We start from the raw sequence: 21,331 nt of genomic DNA on the forward strand, positions 1-21,331 counted from the left end.
ATCTAGTTAAGATGGATTCGACAATTGTTGTTGAATCCATTTTACATTTTCAGGGGTGAATAAACGGTCAATATTTTTCCAAATAATATGGTAACCATATCCACCTTGTTTCATTTCTTTAACAGCATCATCAATTGTCCAATCTTCAAAAATAATTCGGTACATTGCAACGCTGGCGCCGGTACGGTCTGAACCATGGTAACAGTGTAATAAAACACGTTGGTGATTTTGTTTGGCAATTTTAATTTGCTGCATGACTTCTAATAGATCTTGTCTGTTAATAGCCCATGTGTCGATAGGAATGTGAACAAGATTAAAATTTTCATTTTTAAATACTAATTCATCTGAGTCTTTAGCTCTTAAATTAATAATAGTTCCAATTTGATGGTGCTTTAACTCGGGAATCATTGCTGCATTTGGTTGTTCGCTACGAAAAACATCATTACTCACTTGATAGAAATTATGGGTTTGAGAAACTAAAGTTCCCCAATCTTTGGGTCTATGCTCATGTGCAATGCTTTCATGTTGCATACATCCTTGTAGGTTTAAACACAGAACAAAAGCAATGAGGGAGAGTTTTTTCATGTTTGATACCGTCGAAGCTCGTGAGGATCATGGGCACAAATAATTTCAATCGTTGGCTCATGTTGAGCCAAATGCTGTATTTTTTTCAGGTTAACAAGACGCTTTTCATTATCTTCTGCAAATGTTTTTTCCAGAAGGGTCAGCGATCTTAATTTATTTTTAGGATTTAACTCTAGGTGTGAGTAGTAAGCATCTCCGCAGAACAATAACCACTGATTTTGCTGTTTGATGGCAATACCACAATGTCCTGCGGAATGGCCTAATAATGGCACCATTAAAATTTCATCTTGGAATAACGGGAAACCTTTGACTTTTTCAAGATTAAACCATTTTTCACCCTGCTGATATTCAACAAAATTCCAGTATCGATGATGATTATATTGATTAGTTCTATAACGAAGCTTACCTTTAAAATTAGGTAATTGTGCAGCATTATATTCAGCGGCTAATACATGAACTGTGGCATGAGGAAAATCCGAAATGCCACCTGCATGGTCAAAGTCGAGGTGAGTCACAAAGATGTGCTGTACATCTTTAGGATGAAATCCTAATTTTTGTATTTGCTGAATCGCGCTGAATTCAAGATTCGGCTCAATTTTCCCCAAACGTTTGACTAAAGAGCCAAGGCGCTGTTGCATGTGTAAATAGTCTTGCAGACCAAATCCGGTATCAATGAGCACAAGGCCTCGATCAGTTTCGACCAAAAGACAATGGCATACAACGTCAGCTTTCCAGCCTTTCTGCCCAAATAAAGGTGCGCAGACAGGACACATACTGCCGCATTTCAAATGATGAATTTTATGGATCATGATTTTTGTTTTTTGCACAAACTCCTTGGGAGTTATAACTGATCTCGACAGTAAAAACCATGTGTATTCAATAATGCAAAAAAAAAGCCATCGGTTGAGATGGCTTGGAGATGGAAACATTCGTTTATGAGCTTTAGTTAGTTTTCTTTGCTTTTTCTCATTATTGATTACGCGCTTTATTGGTTTTTTAGGCAACTTTTCAAATGTCTACCTATGCGCTTCGCTTGTTTTGCAGGGAACCTTTCAGACGCTTGCCTACGCACTGCGTTTGTCTTGCAGCCAACTTTTCAAGTGTTTGCCTACGCGCTTTGCTTGCCTTGCAAGCAGTAAAACCTTTAGTCGGTTTTATTGCTTTCAGGCTGTGGTGTGAGACGTAAATAAGGTTTCACCGCAGTATAGCCTTTAGGGAAACGTTGTTTAATTTCTTCTTCATCTTTCAAAGAAGGAACAATCACAACATCTTCGCCTTGTTGCCAGTTCGCTGGAGTAGCTACTTTATGCTTGTCGGTTAATTGTAATGAATCTACTACACGTAAGACTTCGTTAAAGTTACGACCAGTCGAAGCAGGGTAAGTAATAATTAAACGAACTTTTTTGTTCGGATCAATAATGACTAAAGAGCGAACTGTAAGCGTTTCACTAGCATTTGGATGAATAAAACCATAGAGCTCAGATACTTTGCGGTCTTTGTCGGCAATAATTGGAAAATTAACTGTAGTATTTTGAGTTTCATTAATGTCATTAATCCAGCCTTTATGCGACTCAACGTCATCTACAGATAGGGCAATCGCTTTAACATTACGTTTTTCAAATTCATCTTTTAATTTCGCTGTATAGCCTAATTCTGTTGTACATACAGGGGTATAGTCAGCGGGATGTGAAAATAAAATACCCCAACTATCACCTAAAAAATCATAAAAACTAATTGTGCCTTCGCTTGATTCTTGTTGAAAATCAGGGGCAGTGTCTCCTAATCGTAATGTCATGATCTTTCCTCAGTTGCTTAAAATTTGTTATATGTTGAAATGACTATGCCGCAATTTATTTATTATTAAAATTATTGTTTTTGTATTTTATTATGAAATTTTTATATAAGTGTAAATATATATGACTAAAACTCGTTAATTTATGGCCTGAATCAATGTAACTTTAAGATAAATTTGCTAAATTAGATTTCTCGGAAGTTGTGTTCAATAGATAAGCGTTAATGTTGAGTTTTAGGTGCCAGATGCATTAAAGGGGCTTAGATAAAGGGTAAAACCGTTTATCTAACTATCAGATTTTTTTTATGGGTTTTGTGCAAACCCCTTGTACTTCAAATTTCTGACACCATAATAAACGACTGAGAAAAAATTTATTCATTTGACCAAGCAAGATTTAGAGAGTTTATCCATGTTGGCAAGTCTGATCGGAGGTATCTTCGGTACAAAAAATGAGCGTGAACTCAAACGCATGCGCAAAATTGTTGAGCAAATCAATGCGCTCGAGCCGACGATATCAGCTTTAAGCGATGCAGACTTATCTGCAAAAACTCCAGAATTCAAACAACGTTATAACAATGGCGAAAGTTTAGATAAGTTACTCCCTGAAGCGTTTGCAGTTTGTCGTGAGGCAGCAAAACGTGTGATGGGCATGCGTCACTACGATGTGCAATTGATTGGTGGTATTACTCTCCACGAAGGCAAAATTGCCGAAATGCGTACCGGTGAAGGTAAAACCCTTATGGGTACTTTGGCGTGTTACCTAAACGCATTAAGTGGCGAAGGCGTTCATGTGATTACCGTGAACGATTACTTGGCACAGCGTGACGCTGAGTTAAACCGTCCATTATTTGAGTTTTTAGGTTTAAGCATTGGTACAATTTATTCAATGCAAGAACCGTCAGAAAAAGCAGCGGCTTATCTTGCTGACATTACTTATGGTACCAATAACGAATTTGGTTTTGACTACTTACGTGACAACATGGTGTTTTCTTTAGCAGAAAAGAAACAACGTGGTTTGCACTATGCCATTATCGATGAAGTTGACTCAATCTTAATTGATGAAGCACGTACCCCATTAATTATTTCTGGTCAAAGTGAAGACTCTTCACATCTCTATACAGCAATCAATACAATTCCACCAAAACTACGCCCGCAAAAAGAAGAAAAAGTTGCGGATGGTGGGCATTTCTGGATTGATGAAAAGCAACGTTCAGTTGAAATGACTGAAATCGGTTATGAAACTGTAGAGCAAGAACTTATTCAAATGGGCTTGTTGGCTGAAGGCGAAAGCTTATATTCGGCAACAAACCTAAACCTTGTTCACCATGTATCTGCCGCTATTCGTGCGCATTTCTTATTCCAACGTGACGTTCATTATATTATTCATGATGGTGAAGTCATCATTGTTGATGAGCATACTGGCCGTACAATGCCGGGTCGTCGTTGGTCAGAGGGTCTGCACCAAGCAGTTGAAGCAAAAGAAGGTTTGGAAATTCAGCCTGAAAACCAGACCTTAGCGACAACTACATTCCAGAACTATTTCCGTCTTTATAAAAAGCTTTCAGGTATGACAGGTACTGCTGATACTGAAGCTGCGGAAATGAAGGAAATTTATGGTCTTGATGTTGTTATTATTCCGACACATCGTCCAATGATTCGTAATGACCAAAACGATTTAATCTATTTAAACCGTAACGGCAAATATAATGCGATTATTCAAGAAATTATGAATATTCGTGAGCAAGGTGTTGCACCGATTCTAATTGGTACAGCAACCATTGAAGCCAGTGAAATTCTATCTTCTAAGTTGATGCAAGCTGGTATTCACCATGAAGTGTTGAACGCTAAACAGCACGAGCGTGAAGCAGACATTATTGCTCAGGCGGGTAGCCCGAATGCAGTAACAATTGCAACCAACATGGCTGGTCGTGGTACAGATATTATCTTGGGTGGTAACTGGAAAGCGAAACTTGCCAAGCTTGAAAACCCAACAGCAGAAGATGAAGCACGTCTGAAAGCACAGTGGGAGCAGGACCACGAAGATGTATTGCAAGCAGGTGGTTTGCACATTATTGGTTCTGAACGCCATGAATCACGTCGTATTGACAACCAGCTGCGTGGTCGTGCGGGTCGTCAAGGTGACCCTGGTGTTTCTCGTTTCTATTTATCTCTTGAAGATGACCTCATGCGTATTTTCGCAGGTGACCGTGTTGTTGCCATGATGCGTGCAATGGGCTTACAAGAAAATGAAGCGATTGAACACAAAATGGTAAGTCGCTCTATCGAAAATGCTCAGCGTAAAGTTGAAGCACGTAACTTCGATATTCGTAAGAACTTATTGAAATACGATGATGTGAATAATGAACAACGTAAGATCATCTATTCACAACGTGATGAAGTGTTAGCTGAAAATACTTTACAAGATTACGTTGAAGAGATGCATCGTGAAGTCATGCAAGCCATGATTGCCAACTTTATTCCACCTGAGTCAATTCATGACCAATGGGATATTGAAGGTCTAGAAAATGCTTTACGTATTGATTTAGGTATTGAACTTCCGGTTCAGGAATGGTTAGAACAAGACCGCCGTCTTGATGAAGAAGGTCTGGTTGAGCGTATTAGTGACGAAGTGCTCGAACGTTATCGTCAACGCCGTGCGCAAATGGGTGATGAGTCAGCAGCAATGCTTGAGCGTCATTTCGTTCTAAACTCTCTTGATCGCCATTGGAAAGATCATTTAGCTGCAATGGATTATTTGCGCCAAGGTATTCACTTACGTGGCTACGCGCAAAAGAACCCTGAGCAGGAATACAAAAAAGAAGCGTTTAACCTGTTTGTGAACATGTTAGGCGTCATTAAAACTGATGTTGTGACTGATTTGTCTCGTGTACATATTCCAACACCAGAAGAACTTGCAGAAATGGAAGCTCAACAGCAGCAACAAGCTGAGTCGATGAAGCTTTCTTTTGAACATGACGATGTAGATGGCTTAACAGGTGAAGTGACTGCCTCTCAAGAAGTACTCAATGAGCCGGCTGGTGAACAACAAATGTTCCCAGTACCAGAAAGTCGTAATGCACCATGTCCATGTGGTTCTGGTTTAAAATATAAACAGTGTCACGGCAAAATTTAATTTTCGTGATAAAAAAAGCAGAACAATCGTTCTGCTTTTTTTTCATTTGTAGTAAGCCTGTGAATAATGTTTGCAGTTTTAAGTATTAAATGCTATTTACTTCTCATCCAGAGTGTATGTTGGAAAGACAATGAAAAAAGTATTACAACCTTTATTTTTAACTGTTCTTGCTGTACCAAGTTTTGTTTTCGCAGCAGAAACAGCTTCAGCACCTCAAACCACAACGGTTGATAAGGTTCTTGCGGCAAAAGGCCCAACTTCGGCTCAGGCTGTAGTGAAACAAGAGAATACGACGGTAATTAGCCCGCGTACAGGTATTCGTTATACATTGGGTAATACAGGTAATCGCCCAATCATTTTACAAACTGCTGCGATTGCTCCAGCAAACTCTGCAAACATTAATCGTATTGTGGCAACTAACCCAGCTCTATCTGCAAAAAGTCAAGAAAAAGCAAAAATTGCATTAATTGGTGAAGCAGCAGTTGCGGGCGCAGCAGCTGTGGCGGCAAGTAATGTAACTGCTCCTGCAGCGACAAACAGTGTTGCACCAGCAAACCCTGCATCAATGAATTAATTTTCATATATAAAAAAGCCGGTCAATTTTGAACCGGCTTTTTTATGTTAGGGTGTTTGAAAATACTTAAATCTGATTATTCACATCTTCATTCTTGGTTTCACGAATAAGTAAAAAGGCAACCAATGATAAAAGTGATGCCGCTGTAAGATAATAACCTACAGCATACAAACCATAAGTTTCAGCAAGTTTTGTGGCAATTAATGGCGCAAACGATGCACCAAAAATACCAGCTAAGTTAAAGGTTAATGCTGAACCTGTATAACGAACTGAAGTTGGGAAAATCTCAGAAAGAACCGTACCAATCGGGCCATAGGTCAAACCCATAATTGATAGGCCAGTGCATAAGAAAAGAAAAACGATAAGAGTATTTCCAGACTCTAACATGCTAGAGAAGAATAATCCGAAGATCGCAGCAGCGATACATACACCAACTGAAGTTGCTTTACGTCCAAATTTTTCTGCAAAAATAGCAGATAAAGGTATGAAGGCTGCAAAACAAAGTGTGGCAAAAAGTTGAAGTTCTAAAAACTCACCACGTGCATATCCCAGTTTTGTCGTTCCCCAGTTAAGTGCAAACACTGTGGTCAAATAAAACACCACGAAAGTACAAATTGCGGCAATTGTGCCGAGAATAAGCTTTCCAGTGTGTTTCGTGACAACTTCTTTAAATGGAATATTAACTTCTTTTTGCTTATCTAAAACTTTCTGGAAAGCTGGAGTTTCATGGAGTTTTAAACGGATATATAAACCAACAATAACCAAAATTGCACTGGCAATAAATGGAATACGCCAGCCCCATTGCATGAATGCTTGTTCAGGAATAGCTGCACTTAAAAGTAAGAATGAACCCGTTGCTAAAATAAAACCAATAGGTGCGCCAAGCTGTGGGAACATGCCATACCATGCACGCTTACCTTCTGGAGCATTTTCAGTTGCAAGTAGTACAGCACCACTCCATTCGCCTCCTAGACCTAAACCTTGTCCTAGACGGCAAACTGCTAATAGTAATGGTGCGACAATCCCGATTTGGGCATAAGTCGGAAGTAAACCAATACATACCGTTGATATACCCATAGTAAGCAAGGCTGCCACTAGGGTTGCTTTACGTCCAATACGATCCCCTAAATGGCCAAATAGCGCTGCACCAATAGGGCGGGCAATAAAGGCAATCGCAAAGGTTGCTAGTGACTGTAAGACTGCGGCACTGCCACTGCTAGCAGGGAAAAACAGATGTGGAAAGATAATCACGGCAGCAGTTGCATAGATATAAAAGTCGAAGAACTCAATGGTTGTACCGACTAAGCTTGCAAACAAAACCCGTGTTTTTGAATTGGTGGCTACTACAGGAGCAGCTGTCGCAGAGGTTGACTCCATATAAGTCCTTATATCAGTTAAAATTTATTTTTAGTTTACTATTCTCTTTAAAGGCATATTTTTCTTCAAAGAATAGTGTGAAAGAACATCTTCCATGACTCTTTCAGGATCACTGAATATGAGTGAAAAATGGATTAAACAACGTACCAATAGATTGCAAGAAAGTGTGCACCTGCACCTAAAAGTACAAAAATATGCCATATCGCATGGGTATATCTTACCTTTTTTAACGCGTAAAACAATGCTCCAACGGTGTAAGCTAAACCTCCAGTAATCAATAACATCAAAGCGTCTTTACTTAAATAGGTACGCATATCATCCATTACAAAAACGGCAAGCCACCCCATAAGAACATAAGCGAGCAAAGAGATTTTCTGAAAACGATGAATAAAAACTAACTTGAAAAGTGTACCAATTGCAGCAATGCTCCAGAGTGCAATAAGCAGAATATGAGCTTTTTGTGTAGGTATCGCAATACTCAAGAACGGGGTATATGTCCCAGCAATTAAATAATAAATAGCAGTGTGGTCGAGTTTCTTATACCAGTAACGTAAGTTTTGGGTCTGGGCAAAATGATAGAGAGTCGAACTGGTAAAAACGAGAATGAGGCTAAATGAATATACCCACAAACCTACCCACTGTGCGGTGGAAAGATAAGAACCTTTTATAATTAAAAGGATAGATGCAATCACGGCCATAACAACGCCAGCACCATGGCTATAGGCATTAAAAAGTTCTTCTTTAGGATCGTAAGTTTCTAACACCGATTTGCTCATAAGTTTATTTTTTTGATTAAAAATACAAATGTATAGAAATACAAAACAGTCGTAAAGTTATTTTATTTTTAATCCTATACCCTTTAAACTTTCACTTTATATGAGTCACCATTCTTTAGGTATATCTGTGTCGGTTTTCTCCTTTGAGCAAGAACAGCAATTCTTTCATGAAATCAAACAAATGCTTGATGAGCAAAGTTTTGAGCGTTTGATTTTGAGCCAATATAAAGGAGAGATGGCACAGCTAGAAAAAATCACTTTCCGTATTCTGGAGTTAAGTGGGAAAAAACAGCTTTCAGCTTTATATCATTATACTACTCAAGATGTGACCAAAAACTATACCTTTGAAGAGGGTTTAGAACAGATCGCAACACTGATTGTTCAATGCAAACAAGCAAATTTATTTTCAACTCTGCAAGAAATTCAGCTTAAAAAAAATAAGAAAAAAGCCATGCTTAATATGGGTAAAAAGCAAAGAGTGACTACCGCTCCAACTGTACAAGCGCATGATCGTGAAAAACAACGTTATGTACAGCAGAATAGTGCATTTTTAAAAGAGCTTGGCATTACCGATGAAAAAGCTCAAATCATTCCAAGTATGGCTCGTAAATGGAAGCAGATTAATAAATTTATCGAAATTTTTGCGAGCGCATATGAGCAGATTGATGCTGAGCAAAAAGAGATAAGCATCGTCGATTTTGGTTCAGGAAAAGGTTATTTAACTTTTGCCTTATATGATTATTTACAAGAACAACAAAAGATACCGCTGATTACTGGTGTAGAGCTGCGCCGTAACTTGGTGGAGTTTTGCCAGAATGTAGCCGAAAAAGTAGATTTTAACCACTTAGACTTTTTCGAAGGTGACGTTCGTAGTTATCAGCCGGAAAAGCTGGACGTTATGATTGCTTTACATGCATGTGATATTGCGACTGACTTCGCCATTCATACTGGAATTCGTTTAAATGCTTCAATGATTATGTGCGCACCGTGCTGTCACAAAGAATTACGTCCACAACTACATAGTCCTGAAGTTTTACAACCCATGCTACAGTTTGGTATTCATGCGGGGCAACAAGCCGAGATGTTGACTGATACATTACGTGCTTTACTTTTAAAAGCTTATGGCTATGAAACTAAAGTTTTTGAGTTTGTATCGCTTGAACATACCAGCAAAAATAAAATGATTTTGGCAACAAAACGCAAAGACGTTTCTCAACCTGATGCGAAGATTATGGCTCAAATTCAAGCATTGAAAGAAATGTATGGGATTAAAAAACAGACCTTGGAATTGTTGTTACAAGATCAGTTGCCAATCGAAAATATTGGTTGCAAATGCTAGGAAGGTGAGTGGATGTATAAAATTATAGCGGGTGATTGGAAACAGCTTGAGAAGGACGCCAAATACATCCGTGAACAAGTTTTTATTCAAGAGCAAGGTATTGCACCCGAAGATGAGTGGGATGATTTTGACTCCACTGCTGTGCACTTTATGGTGTATGACAAAGAGCAGCCTATCGCTACAGCACGCTTGTTACCGCAGCATAGTGTAGGACGTGTTGCTGTTTTAATACCTTATCGAAAGCAGGGTATAGGTAAAATTTTAATGCAGCATATTATTGACTATGCCCGTAATCAAAAATTGCCTTATTTAAAGCTTTCCGCGCAAACTTATGTGACAGCTTTTTATGAAGCTCTAGGTTTTAAAGTGCAGGGTGAGGTTTACCAAGATTGTGGTATTCCACATATTGATATGACTTTAGCGTTAAGTTGAGATTCCTTTTTAGAAATCTCAACTTTGAATTACTTCATAGCATTCCAGTTTTCGATGGCTTGTAAGCCTGTTTCCAAACCAACTTCATAGCTGTAACGAAGCTTTTTCGGATTTGTCGTTAAACGACCTGCCATATTTTTAAGAGGCGGTGGACATACCTCTAAAATTTGCTGTTCAGGGTTACTGCTACGAACAAATTCAACTGAAGCATTATAACGGGCACAGCGGTTACGCAAACTATTTGCAAAACCGTAATGGTGTTTAAAAGCATATTTCGCAAGGAATTGGTCGCCTCGGCTACTGGCTTTAAAGTAGTTCTTCGGGCGAGTTCGTAAAACTAATAGCTTTTTGACACCACTTTGCTGAGCCGTCCAGCGAACAGGTAGAGCATCTGCAACGCCGCCATCAAAGTAGGGTTCACCCATAATATCGACGGGATGACGAGTTAAAACCGGAATTGAGCTAGAAGCACGCAGTGCATTTAGCAAATTATCTTTACCAGCACGAAGATACTCAGCATGACCAGTTTTAGCATGCGTCAATACCATATAAAAATCTGGATTTTTGGCAAAAAGGCTCTGTTGATCAAGAGGATGTTCTTGCTCGCCAATTTCCCACATCCATTTTAAATCAAGTAAATCGCCACCTTTAAAGAAGCGCTTATAATCGATAAATTCAGGACGGAGGGAATGATCAATATAGAAGGTTAAAGTCCGACCTTGTTGACCTGCCAAGTAGTTAGCCACATTGGTCGAACCAGAAGATACACCAACGTATAAGTCAAAAGGATTGAACTGTTGTTGTAGAAAAGCATCAAGTACACCACTGGTAAAGGCACCACGCATGCCTCCACCTTCTACAACCAATGCGTTGCGGGAAAAATCTGTCATTTGAAAAATATCTGATTACTGATGTGAATGCTGATGTTCTTGCATGTCCATTTCAGGCATGTTGTCATGCTGACTTTGTTGATCTGTCGATTTTTCAACTTTTTGTTGCATTTCGTGCTGTTGAGCTTTGCGCTGAGCACCTGGCATATAGTCAGGTTCATTACTCATTGCTAAATAGAAAAAGCCAAGGAAAATCGCACTTAAAACACCAACGATCAGAACAAATTTCCAGCCTAAAACTGCTGACTCGGAAGAATTTTTATCGGACATAAGGATTTCTCGAATGTGCTGTAGAAGCACAAAAATGAAGTCTATTTATAGCATATTTAGGCAGTAGGCTGAAATCTTAAAGGTCATAAAGAAAAACCCATATAAATAAAATATATTTATATGGGTAAGGTTTATGCAGTTTTTAAATATTTAATAGATTTAAATTATTGAATATTTTGTTTCTGCTCAGCTTTGGTTTTGAGTAACGCTGGGGGCGTGAAGCGCTCACCATATTTGGCAGCCAACTCTTCAGCACGTTTCTCTGCTTTATCAATACCATACTGATTTAGGAATTGAATCGCTCCGCCAGTCCAAGGTGCATAACCAATTCCAAAAATAGAACCGACATTGGCATCAATAACTGACTCTAGCACACCTTCTTCGTAACAACGTAAGGTATCTAAAGCCTGTACAAACAAAATACGGTCAATCATATCCTGTTCAGAAATATCATGATCTTTTTGCCAACGATTTAAGCCTTCCCATAGGTGCTTTTTACCATTCTCAGGATAGTCATAGAAACCTACGCCAGCAGCTTTACCTTTACGGTTTAACTCATGAATCATGGTATGAATTACTTCATCTACCGGTGTTTTTGGTAACTCTTTGCCTTCGGCTTGCAGTGCTTTACGTGCTTCACTGGCAACATGCTCGGTCAAAGTTAAAGACACTTCATCTTGAATCGCAAGTGGCCCCACAGGCATGCCTGCTTTCAGTGCTGCCATTTCAATACGTGCTGGGTGGACACCTTCTGCAAGCAAGCGCATACCTTCTTGAATAAAAGTACCAAACACACGACTGGTAAAGAAGCCACGGCTATCATTGACAACAATTGGTGTTTTTCCAATTTGCTGTACAAAGTCATAGGCTTTCGCCAGTGTCTCTGCAGAGGTGTTTTTACCTTTAATAATCTCAACCAACTGCATTTTGTCGACAGGGCTAAAGAAATGCAAACCGATAAACGCTTTATCATCCTTGCTTGCTTGCGCTAAACCTGTGATCGGTAGGGTTGATGTATTTGATGCCATTACGCCATTAGGCACTAAGTATTGTTCAGCTTCTTGAGTGACTTTCGCTTTGAGCTCTTGGTTTTCAAATACGGCTTCAATAATCAGATCACAACCTTGTAAGTCTTCAGCAGAGGCTGTAGCCGTAATGAGCGATAAAACTTGATCACGTTTTTCTGCCGTCATGCGGCCTTGTGAAACACGTTTATCTAGCAATTTCTGAGAATATGCTTTGCCTTTCTCTGCATTTTCAACAGATATATCTTTAAGGATAACAGGAATGCCTTTAATGGCTGTTGAATATGCAATACCGGCACCCATCATACCCGCACCTAACACACCAACTTTAGTCGCTTGCCATTTGGCAACATCGGCAGGGCGGCTTGCACCAGACTTAATTGCATTTAGGCCATGCCAGAACGTGCCAATCATATTTTTAGAAATTTGGCCTGTTGCTAGTTGAGTAAAATAGCGAGACTCGATGCGCAACGCTGTATCAACATCAACTTGAGCGCCTTCCACTGCGGCAGCCATAATCGCTTCAGGAGCAGGGTAGCAGCCCTTGGTTTTGTCTTTTAACATGGCTGGTGCAATGGCAAGAACTTGTGCAACTGCCGGAGTTTTTGGATCGCCACCCGGAATTTTATAACCCTTCACATCAAAAGGCTGTTGAGATTTCGGATTTGCCTTAACCCATGTAATTGCTTTATCTAAAAGTTCTTGTTCATTTTCAGCTGTGTCATGAATTAAGCCTAAAGATTTGGCTTTATCGACACCGAACTGCTTACCTTCCATTAAAAATGGAAATGCATTTTGAAGACCAAGCAGACGTACCATACGTACAATACCACCGCCACCCGGAAGTAAACCTAAAGTAACTTCTGGTAGGCCAAATTTGCTTTTTGGGTCATTGATTGCAATACGGTGATGGCAACTTAAAGCTATTTCCCATCCACCGCCCAGTGCCGTTCCATTCAATGCTGCAACAACTGGAATACCAAGCGTTTCAATTGTACGTAAATGACCTTTTAACTTCTCAACCATATTGAAAAAGTCAGTTGCATGCTCAGGTTGAACTTGAATTAGCTCATCTAGGTCGCCGCCTGCAAAGAACGTTTTTTTAGCCGAACGGAAAATAATGCCTGAAAGTTCTGTTTCTGCTTTAAGTTTCTGAGTGACCTCATCAAGCGAGTCACGAAACTCAGCATTCATGGTGTTTGCAGATTGTCCAGTTGAATCAAGCGTTAAAATGACAATATTGTCGGCATTTTTTTCGTATTGAATTGCACTCATCTTTATCTATCCCTAAATTTTTATACACGTTCAATAATGGTGGCAATACCCATACCACCGCCGACACAGAGCGTCGCTAAACCGCGCTTTTTATCTTGTCGTTCAAGCTCATCAAGTAGGGTGCCTAAAATCATGGCGCCGGTTGCGCCTAAAGGATGTCCTAAAGCAATTGCACCGCCATTTACATTGACTTTCTCAGCAGGGACATTGAGCTCATTTATAAAACGCATCACGACAGCTGCAAATGCTTCGTTGACTTCAAATAGGTCAATATCATCAATTGTTAAACCAGCTTTTTCCAAGGCTTTGCGTGCAGCAGGTGCAGGACCAGTTAACATGATGGTTGGGTCGGTACCAACGAGAGCAGTCGCCAAAACTTTAGCGCGTGGTTTTAAATTTTGTTCTTTGACTGCTTTTTCTGAAGCCAGTAAAACGAGAGCTGCTCCATCGACAATGCCTGATGAGTTACCTGCGTGATGAACATGATTTACTTTTTGTGCTTCTGGATATTTTTGTAAAGCAACTGCATCAAAACCCATTTGCCCCATCATTTCAAAACTTGGATTGAGTTTTGCAAGGCCTTCGAGTGTGGTATTGCCTTTAATAAATTCATCTTTTTCTAAAATCACCACACCTGAATGATCTTTGACTGGTACGACTGAGTGATTGAAATAACCATTTGCTTGAGCTGCCGCTGCTTTTTGTTGTGACTTCACCGCAAAATTATCAACATCTTCACGGCTATAGCCGTCTAAGGTTGCAATAAGATCAGCCCCGATACCTTGTGGAACAAAAGATGATTTAAGGTTGGTTTCCGGATCTAACGCCCATGGTCCGCCATCAGAACCCATTGGAATGCGTGACATTGATTCAACGCCACCAGCAACCACTAAATCTTCCCAACCAGAGCGGACTTTCATTGCTGCCATGTTGACGGCTTCTAAACCTGAAGCACAAAAGCGGTTAATTTGTACGCCAGCAACATCATCATTCCAACCAGCAGCAATTGCTGCGGTTTTGGCAATGTCTCCACCTTGATCGCCAATTGGTGTTACGCAGCCCAGAACAATATCGTCCACTTTAGATGTATCAAGCTGATGGCGCTGTTGCAATTCGTTTAATAGGGTGGTGAGTAATGATATTGGTTTTACTTCATAAAGAGAGCCGTCTTTTTTTCCTTTTCCGCTTGGTGTGCGAATGGCATCAATAATATAAGCCTCGCTCATAACAGTTCCTTTTTTATTGCTTAAAATTTATTTGTGCTTTGAGTGTACTGGTTTTAATAGCGAGCGCAATGACGATAAGCGCACCAGTCAGGTGATGATTTTTGCCAATAGAGATATAAAAAAGCCCAAGTTGAACTTGGGCTAGATGTGAATATAAAGAGATTTAAGAATTAGTGGTAACCATGTAGTTGGCGATATAAGCCAGGAGTTACACCAGTCCACTTTTTAAATGCACGGTGGAATGTACTGGTTTCACTAAAGCCTACCTGTTGAGCAACATCTTCAAGTGTTAATTCAGGGTTGAGCAACAAGTGAATCGCAGCATCTCGACGTAGAGCATCTTTTACGCCTTGATAGCTTTTACCTTCAGCAGCTAAGCGGCGGCGTAAAGTTTGCGGAGATAAATACAGCATTGATGCAACGTCGTTAAGCGTTGGCATTTCTTCACCAATTTGACTCTTGAGTACGTCACGAATACGAGAAGTCAGCGAGTTGGTGTTCTTGAATTTTACTAAAAGCTGAGCAGGGGCTGCTTTCAAGAACTCTTCTAGCGTTTTTTCATCTTGACGGATTGGTAAATCAAGATAATCAGCTGCAAAGGTTATTTCAGTACGTGGTGCATCAAACTGCATAACTGGCGCAAAGAATAAAGCATCATATTCATCTGCATGTGCAGGGCGCGGATAGCTAAAATGAACACGTTCTAATGGTAAGCGGCGTTCAATCAGCCAAGATGCCAAACCATGCCAAATCATGAGCATACTTTCAGTAATGAAATGATCTGGATCTAATGTTTTTGGAATGAGAGGTACTAAACGTGCTTCGTGTTTGTCACGCTCTAGCGTTACCGACCATTCATCACCAAATAATTTATAAAACTGAGATGAGAGTTCAAGGGCTTGGCCCAAGGTTTTTGCATGAATAATCAACTGACACATAATGGCAAAAGTGCCCAAACGACGCGGCTGTACATCAAAGCCGACGTGTTCATCTTGTGTGACCATCCATAACATTTTTATAAAACGGGTATATTGTTCTGGTGAGATTCGAGCTTTAGGTTGACGTAATAGTTCCGCTTCGATACCCACATGTGAAAGTAACGTCTCGACATCCATGCCAAGGCGTTTTACGCCTGTCAAAGCCGCATTCACGAAGTGGATGCTAATCGTATCGCGACTCATATTGAATCCTTCAGTCTCTTTGATGTTCACTTTAAATTGACCTAAATGACCGTCTAAAAAAATAAATTGGCGATTTACAACAGTGTAAAAGCACTTTTTACATGTTAAATTGCCGAAATGATCAAGGTAAATGGCTGAACATGACATTGTTTTAGAATATTTGCTTAACTAATATAAAAGAAAATTCGAATAATACTGGTTAAAAATACGATGACGACAGCATTAAATGGACTTAAAGTTCTCGATTTCTCGACGCTCTTACCTGGACCTTTTGCCACAATGTATTTGGCCGATATGGGGGCAGAAGTCATCCATATCGAATCTCCATCACGTCCAGATCTCATTCGGATAATGCCGCCATATGCCAATGGTCAGGCGACCGCACATAGTTATCTAAACCGAAATAAACAGTCGATTGTTCTCGACTTAAAAGATGTTGCCAGTATTGATCTGATAAAAGCTAAGATTTCCGAGTTTGATATTGTGATAGAACAATTTCGGCCAGATGTCATGCGCCGTTTAGGGCTGGACTATGCCACCCTTGCAGAAATTAACCCGCGTTTAATTTATTGTTCAATTACAGGTTATGGCCAAACTGGAAGTTATAAAGACCGGGCTGGCCACGACATTAATTATTTAGCCTTAGCTGGTATTGCTGGGTATAGCGGCCGGCAAGATAGCGGTCCGCCACCGCTTGGTATTCAGGTTGCCGATATTGCTGGTGGTTCATTACATGCAGTCATTGCGATCTTGGCTGCAGTAGTTGAACGCAACCGTAGCGGTATAGGTCAATATATTGATATTTCCATGACGGATTGTGTAGCGAGTCTAAATAGTATGGCGGCGTCAGCTACGCTTGCCGCACAAGTTGAACAGGCTCCCGAGCAGGGGATGCTCAATGGGGGGATTTTCTATGACTATTATATGACGCAAGATGGTCGTTATCTTTCTATCGGTAGCCTTGAACCGCAATTTATGGCAGGTTTGTCTGCGGCACTAGATTTACCTGTATTATTACAAAAAGGTGCGTCATTAGATGTGCAAGATCGACAGGACGTTAAACAAGCCATTCAAGAAAAAATTAAAGCCAAAACATTTAAAGAATGGCATGAAATTTTTGCCAACCTCGATGTATGTGTAGAGCCCGTATTGAGTTTAAGTGAGGCTTTAAATTCACCGTTAGCACAACAACGTGGATGGATTGTGAATGTTCCTTTGCAAAATAATACGGCAGATACAGAACCTCAAATTGCATGCCCAATTAAGTTCTCACGTTCCCAAATGCGATATTCCTTTGTAGGTCAAAAGCTTGGCGAGGGGCAGTGGTAAGGTTAGAGGGCTATTTCTTATACAGTAAGTACTAAGATTATTATCTGATTAATCAATTGATTAACATTTTGAATAATTTCTTTACATAAAATTAGCGTAACCTTTATAAACAAAGACATAAAAGGTTCGTAAACATGAAAACGCATAAATCTTTGATGGTTTCCTGTTTATCCGTTTTATCAATTACTCTTTTTGTTCAGCATGCACAAGCTGCTGCTGCATTTGACCCAAATAGTTCTTGGATGTTGGGTGATTGGAACGGGCAACGTACAGCGTTACAAGCACAAGGTTATGATTTTTCTTTTGGATATACCGGTGAATACGCCGGTATTTTAGATTCAAAGAATACTTCTACACACGGTAGCGCTTATACAGGGCAACTTGCTTTAGGTTCGCATTTGGACCTAGGTAAAATTTTAGGGTGGCAAGATACTGAAGCTCAAATCACTTTAACTTATCGTGATGGGCAATCGCTTTCTGAACATTCTCCAGCTTTAGCTGGACACATTAGTTCTGCACAAGAAGTGTGGGGGCGTGAGCAAACTTGGCGTTTAACAGACTTGTGGATTAAGAAAAAATTCCTTGATCAGAAGTTAGATGTAAAAGTTGGTCGTTTTGGAGAAGGTGAAGACTTTAACAGTTTTGACTGTGACTTCCAGAACTTGGCCCTCTGTGGTTCACAAGTGGGTAACTGGGTTGGTGACCAATGGTATAACTGGCCAGTTAGCCAATGGGCAATGCGTGTTAAATATAATGTGCAACCCGATTTATATACGCAAATTGGTGTATACGAATATAACCCAGAGAACTTGGAGCGTGGCAAAGGTTTCAACCTAAGCACAGATGGTTCTCACGGTGCAATTATTCCAGCAGAGGTTGTTTGGTCACCTAAATTAGGTGTGCAAAGCATGCCTGGTGAATACCGTTTAGGTTATTACTACAGCACTGCTGATGCAGAGGAAATTACTAATCCAACTAAAACATCTCATAAGCAAGGTGTTTGGGTAACTGCGAAACAAAAATTATTCCAGCCAGCTGATCAAACTGATCGCGGTTTAACAGGTTTTGTGAACCTTACTTTCCACGACTCAGATACTAATAAAGTTGATAACATGCAAAATGTAGGCTTAGTCTACAAAGGTTTGCTCAATCAACGTCCACAAGATGAGTTGGCACTTGGCGTTGCTCGTATTCATATCAATGATGACTGGAGCGATATTCAAGCCAAAGAATATGACACTGAATACAATACCGAGCTTTACTATGGTATTCATGCCACTAACTGGCTAACTATTCGTCCAAATGTGCAATATGTTCGTCATGTTGGTGCATTAAAAAATGGTGATAACACTTGGGTAGGCGGTATTAAATTCTCAACCGTATTCTAAGTAATTATTCCGAAAAACGGATTGTCGAGGGCTAAATCATTGATTGAAGTATCCAGACCTTCCGTTTTTTTCTTTATGCCTGAATTTTGTTTTATATGTATTGGTGATGCCATTTTCCTATAAGGTTTTTGGCACATCTTTCCGATAAAAATGATGATTGATAAGAGGTGGTTTATGAATCAACCTTCTTCAAGATCAGGATTAACGACTTTTACCGTAATCATTATTGGGTTATTGGCGTTATTCCTGTTAATTGGAGGTATTTGGCTCGCTACACTAGGCGGTTCAATTTACTACATTGTAGCTGGAGTCTTACTTCTCATTGTTACATGGCAACTCTACAAACGCGCTTCAACTGCTTTGTGGGTTTATGCTGCATTAATGCTAGGTACTATTATCTGGAGTGTCTGGGAAGTTGGAACAGACTTTTGGGCGCTTGCACCTCGTTTAGATATTTTAGGTATTCTTGGTTTATGGTTATTGGTTCCGGCAGTGACTCGTGGAATCAACAACCTTGGATCAAGTAAAGTTGCCTTATCTTCAACTTTAGCGATTGCAATCGTGTTGATGGTTTATTCTATCTTCAACGATCCACAAGAAATTAATGGTGAGATCAAAACTCCTCAACCAGAAACTGCTCAAGCCGTTCCAGGTGTAGCAGAGAGTGATTGGCCAGCTTATGGTCGTACTCAAGCTGGTGAGCGTTATTCTCCGCTCAAACAAATTAATGACCAAAATGTCAAAGATTTGAAAGTAGCATGGACACTACGTACTGGTGATTTCAAAACAGATAATGATTCTGGTGAAACAACCAATCAGGTTACGCCAATTAAAATTGGTAATAACATGTTTATCTGTACGGCTCACCAACAATTAATTGCGATTGATCCGGCTACTGGTAAAGAAAAATGGCGTTTTGATCCGAAACTTAAAACGGATAAATCGTTCCAGCATTTAACTTGTCGTGGTGTAATGTACTACGATGCAAACAATACTACTGAGTTTGCAACGAGTCTCCAAAGCAAGAAATCTAGCTCTACACAATGTCCACGTAAAGTCTTTGTTCCAGTTAATGACGGGCGTTTAGTGGCTGTGAATGCTGACACAGGTAAAGCATGTACTGACTTTGGTCAAAATGGCGAAGTGAATTTACAAGAATTCATGCCATATGCTTATCCAGGTGGTTATAACCCAACATCTCCTGGTGTTGTGACAGGTTCAACAGTAGTTATTGCTGGTTCTGTGACAGACAACTATTCAAATAAAGAGCCATCTGGTGTGATTCGTGGATATGACGTGAACACTGGTAAGCTTCTTTGGGTATTTGATACTGGCGCAGCAGATCCAAATGCTATGCCAGGTGAAGGTACAACATTTGTTCATAACTCTCCAAATGCTTGGGCACCTTTAGCATACGATGCCAAACTTGATATCGTTTATGTTCCAACAGGTGTAGGTACTCCAGATATTTGGGGTGGTGACCGTACCGAGTTGAAAGAACGTTATGCGAACTCTATGTTAGCGATTAATGCTTCAACTGGTAAATTGATTTGGAACTTCCAGACAACCCATCACGACTTATGGGATATGGACGTACCGTCACAACCATCTTTGGCAGATATTAAAGACAAATCTGGTAAAACTGTTCCAGCAATTTATGTATTGACTAAAACAGGTAATGCCTTTGTTCTTGATCGCCGTAATGGTCAGCCAATTGTTCCTGTAACTGAGAAACCAGTTCCACAAACAGTTAAACGCGGACCACAGACTAAAGGCGAACATTATTCAAAAACTCAGCCATTCTCTGACTTAAACTTGGCACCACAAGATAAATTGACTGATAAAGATATGTGGGGTGCCACAATGCTTGATCAGCTCATGTGTCGTGTGTCATTCAAACGTCTCAATTACGATGGTATTTATACACCACCATCTGAAAACGGTACTTTAGTTTTCCCTGGTAACTTAGGTGTGTTTGAATGGGGCGGTATGTCAGTTAACCCTGATCGTCAAGTTGCTGTCATGAATCCGATTGGCTTGCCATTTGTAAGTCGTCTAATTCCTGCTGATCCAAACCGCGCGCAAACTGCAAAAGGTGCAGGTACTGAGCAAGGTGTTCAGCCAATGTATGGCGTACCGTATGGTGTAGAAATCAGCGCATTCCTATCTCCGCTTGGTTTACCTTGTAAACAACCAGCTTGGGGATATGTGGCTGGCGTAGATTTGAAAACTCATGAAGTCGTTTGGAAAAAACGTATTGGTACTATCCGTGATAGCTTACCAAAACTGTTCCAATTACCAGCTGTTAAAATTGGTGTTCCTGGTTTAGGTGGTTCAATCTCTACTGCCGGTAATGTTATGTTTGTTGGTGCAACTCAAGATAACTACATCCGTGCATTTAACGTCACGAATGGTAAGAAATTATGGGAAGCGCGTTTACCAGCAGGTGGACAAGCAACACCAATGACTTATGAAATTAACGGTAAGCAATATGTAGTGATCATGGCCGGTGGTCATGGTTCATTTGGTACAAAAATGGGCGACTATTTAGTGGCTTATGCATTGCCAGATAACAAATAAACGTTTGCTATCAAAAAAGCCCAGATTTATCTGGGCTTTTTTATATCGATGTATATAAGCTTATCAATAAAATCGTTATTAAATATGCAAAAAAAGCATTTTATTGATGAATAAAAGCTCGCTATGCTATCCGCCTTAATAATGAATCTACTAGCCATA

The 21,331-nt window shown here is 40.0% G+C and carries 17 protein-coding genes; 7 read left to right on the top strand and 10 right to left on the bottom strand.

The features are described 5' to 3' along the window. Positions 1 to 6: 6 nt before the first annotated feature. The 3 genes from J582_RS07820 to J582_RS07830 form a co-directional block, all read right to left on the bottom strand. Positions 7 to 585 carry a dual specificity protein phosphatase family protein gene (locus J582_RS07820; protein ID WP_004885318.1) on the bottom strand — a complete coding sequence of 193 codons (579 nt, stop codon included), beginning with the start codon at positions 583 to 585 and terminating at the stop codon, positions 7 to 9. Then, positions 582 to 1,394: an MBL fold metallo-hydrolase gene (locus J582_RS07825; RefSeq protein ID WP_176563846.1), complete on the bottom strand. Its 813-nt coding sequence runs from the start codon at positions 1,392 to 1,394 to the stop codon at positions 582 to 584. Before J582_RS07825 ends, J582_RS07820 begins: the two co-directional genes overlap by 4 nt. 335 nt (positions 1,395 to 1,729) lie before the next feature. Next, a complete protein-coding gene (locus J582_RS07830; protein ID WP_032047687.1) occupies positions 1,730 to 2,380 on the bottom strand; it encodes a peroxiredoxin in 651 nt (216 codons plus the stop codon). A gap of 406 nt (positions 2,381 to 2,786) precedes the next feature. On the opposite strand from J582_RS07830, the gene secA reads away from it, so the two are divergent. Further along, on the top strand, positions 2,787 to 5,510 hold the full coding sequence (gene secA, locus J582_RS07835; RefSeq protein ID WP_017394136.1) for a preprotein translocase subunit SecA: 2,724 nt from the start codon (positions 2,787 to 2,789) through the stop codon (positions 5,508 to 5,510). A 130-nt stretch (positions 5,511 to 5,640) separates the two neighbouring features. Further along, positions 5,641 to 6,084 (top strand): hypothetical protein, encoded by a 444-nt coding sequence (locus tag J582_RS07840; protein ID WP_002051244.1) that lies wholly within the window; start codon positions 5,641 to 5,643, stop codon positions 6,082 to 6,084. 66 nt (positions 6,085 to 6,150) lie between these two features. Here the strand turns inward: J582_RS07840 and J582_RS07845 are convergent, their stop codons facing one another. Together J582_RS07845 and trhA are read right to left on the bottom strand one after the other, a co-directional pair. Further along, entirely contained in the window at positions 6,151 to 7,461 is a 1,311-nt protein-coding gene (locus J582_RS07845) for an MFS transporter (RefSeq protein ID WP_004712018.1), read from the bottom strand. Between the two features lie 134 nt (positions 7,462 to 7,595). Continuing rightward, on the bottom strand, positions 7,596 to 8,237 hold the full coding sequence (gene trhA / locus J582_RS07850) for a PAQR family membrane homeostasis protein TrhA (protein WP_006580327.1): 642 nt from the start codon (positions 8,235 to 8,237) through the stop codon (positions 7,596 to 7,598). Between the two features lie 127 nt (positions 8,238 to 8,364). Here trhA and J582_RS07855 point away from each other — a divergent pair, with 127 nt between their 5' ends. Together J582_RS07855 and J582_RS07860 are read left to right on the top strand one after the other, a co-directional pair. Beyond that, entirely contained in the window at positions 8,365 to 9,576 is a 1,212-nt protein-coding gene (locus J582_RS07855; protein WP_032047688.1) for a class I SAM-dependent methyltransferase, read from the top strand. A gap of 12 nt (positions 9,577 to 9,588) precedes the next feature. Continuing rightward, on the top strand, positions 9,589 to 10,008 hold the full coding sequence (locus J582_RS07860; RefSeq protein ID WP_032047689.1) for a GNAT family N-acetyltransferase: 420 nt from the start codon (positions 9,589 to 9,591) through the stop codon (positions 10,006 to 10,008). A gap of 29 nt (positions 10,009 to 10,037) precedes the next feature. Here J582_RS07860 and J582_RS07865 read toward each other — a convergent pair whose 3' ends face one another. The 5 genes from J582_RS07865 to J582_RS07885 all read right to left on the bottom strand — a co-directional run bounded on the left by J582_RS07865 (position 10,038) and on the right by J582_RS07885 (position 15,875). Continuing rightward, the gene (locus J582_RS07865) at positions 10,038 to 10,898 is read right to left on the bottom strand and encodes a patatin-like phospholipase family protein (protein WP_006580330.1); all 861 of its coding nucleotides are present in this window, start codon (positions 10,896 to 10,898) and stop codon (positions 10,038 to 10,040) included. A 15-nt stretch (positions 10,899 to 10,913) separates the two neighbouring features. After that, complete coding sequence (locus tag J582_RS07870) at positions 10,914 to 11,168, bottom strand: hypothetical protein (protein ID WP_002051419.1); 255 nt, start codon at positions 11,166 to 11,168, stop codon at positions 10,914 to 10,916. A 164-nt stretch (positions 11,169 to 11,332) separates the two neighbouring features. Next, positions 11,333 to 13,468 carry a 3-hydroxyacyl-CoA dehydrogenase NAD-binding domain-containing protein gene (locus J582_RS07875; RefSeq protein WP_032047690.1) on the bottom strand — a complete coding sequence of 712 codons (2,136 nt, stop codon included), beginning with the start codon at positions 13,466 to 13,468 and terminating at the stop codon, positions 11,333 to 11,335. A gap of 20 nt (positions 13,469 to 13,488) precedes the next feature. Next, a complete protein-coding gene (locus tag J582_RS07880; protein WP_032047691.1) occupies positions 13,489 to 14,694 on the bottom strand; it encodes an acetyl-CoA C-acetyltransferase in 1,206 nt (401 codons plus the stop codon). A 170-nt stretch (positions 14,695 to 14,864) separates the two neighbouring features. After that, positions 14,865 to 15,875 carry an AraC family transcriptional regulator gene (locus J582_RS07885; protein ID WP_002051267.1) on the bottom strand — a complete coding sequence of 337 codons (1,011 nt, stop codon included), beginning with the start codon at positions 15,873 to 15,875 and terminating at the stop codon, positions 14,865 to 14,867. 210 nt (positions 15,876 to 16,085) lie between these two features. Here J582_RS07885 and J582_RS07890 point away from each other — a divergent pair, with 210 nt between their 5' ends. The 3 genes from J582_RS07890 to J582_RS07900 all read left to right on the top strand — a co-directional run bounded on the left by J582_RS07890 (position 16,086) and on the right by J582_RS07900 (position 21,172). Further along, positions 16,086 to 17,204, top strand: a complete 1,119-nt coding sequence (locus J582_RS07890) for a CaiB/BaiF CoA transferase family protein (RefSeq protein WP_032047692.1) — start codon at positions 16,086 to 16,088, stop codon at positions 17,202 to 17,204. Positions 17,205 to 17,359: 155 nt separating this feature from the next. After that, entirely contained in the window at positions 17,360 to 18,592 is a 1,233-nt protein-coding gene (locus tag J582_RS07895; RefSeq protein WP_079377139.1) for a carbohydrate porin, read from the top strand. A gap of 174 nt (positions 18,593 to 18,766) precedes the next feature. Then, positions 18,767 to 21,172, top strand: coding sequence for a glucose/quinate/shikimate family membrane-bound PQQ-dependent dehydrogenase (locus J582_RS07900; RefSeq protein ID WP_002051504.1), 2,406 nt, complete (start codon positions 18,767 to 18,769; stop codon positions 21,170 to 21,172). Positions 21,173 to 21,331: the final 159 nt, after the last annotated feature.

Source organism: Acinetobacter sp. 1566109 (genome assembly GCF_000582255.1).
Taxonomy (GTDB): domain Bacteria; phylum Pseudomonadota; class Gammaproteobacteria; order Pseudomonadales; family Moraxellaceae; genus Acinetobacter; species Acinetobacter nosocomialis.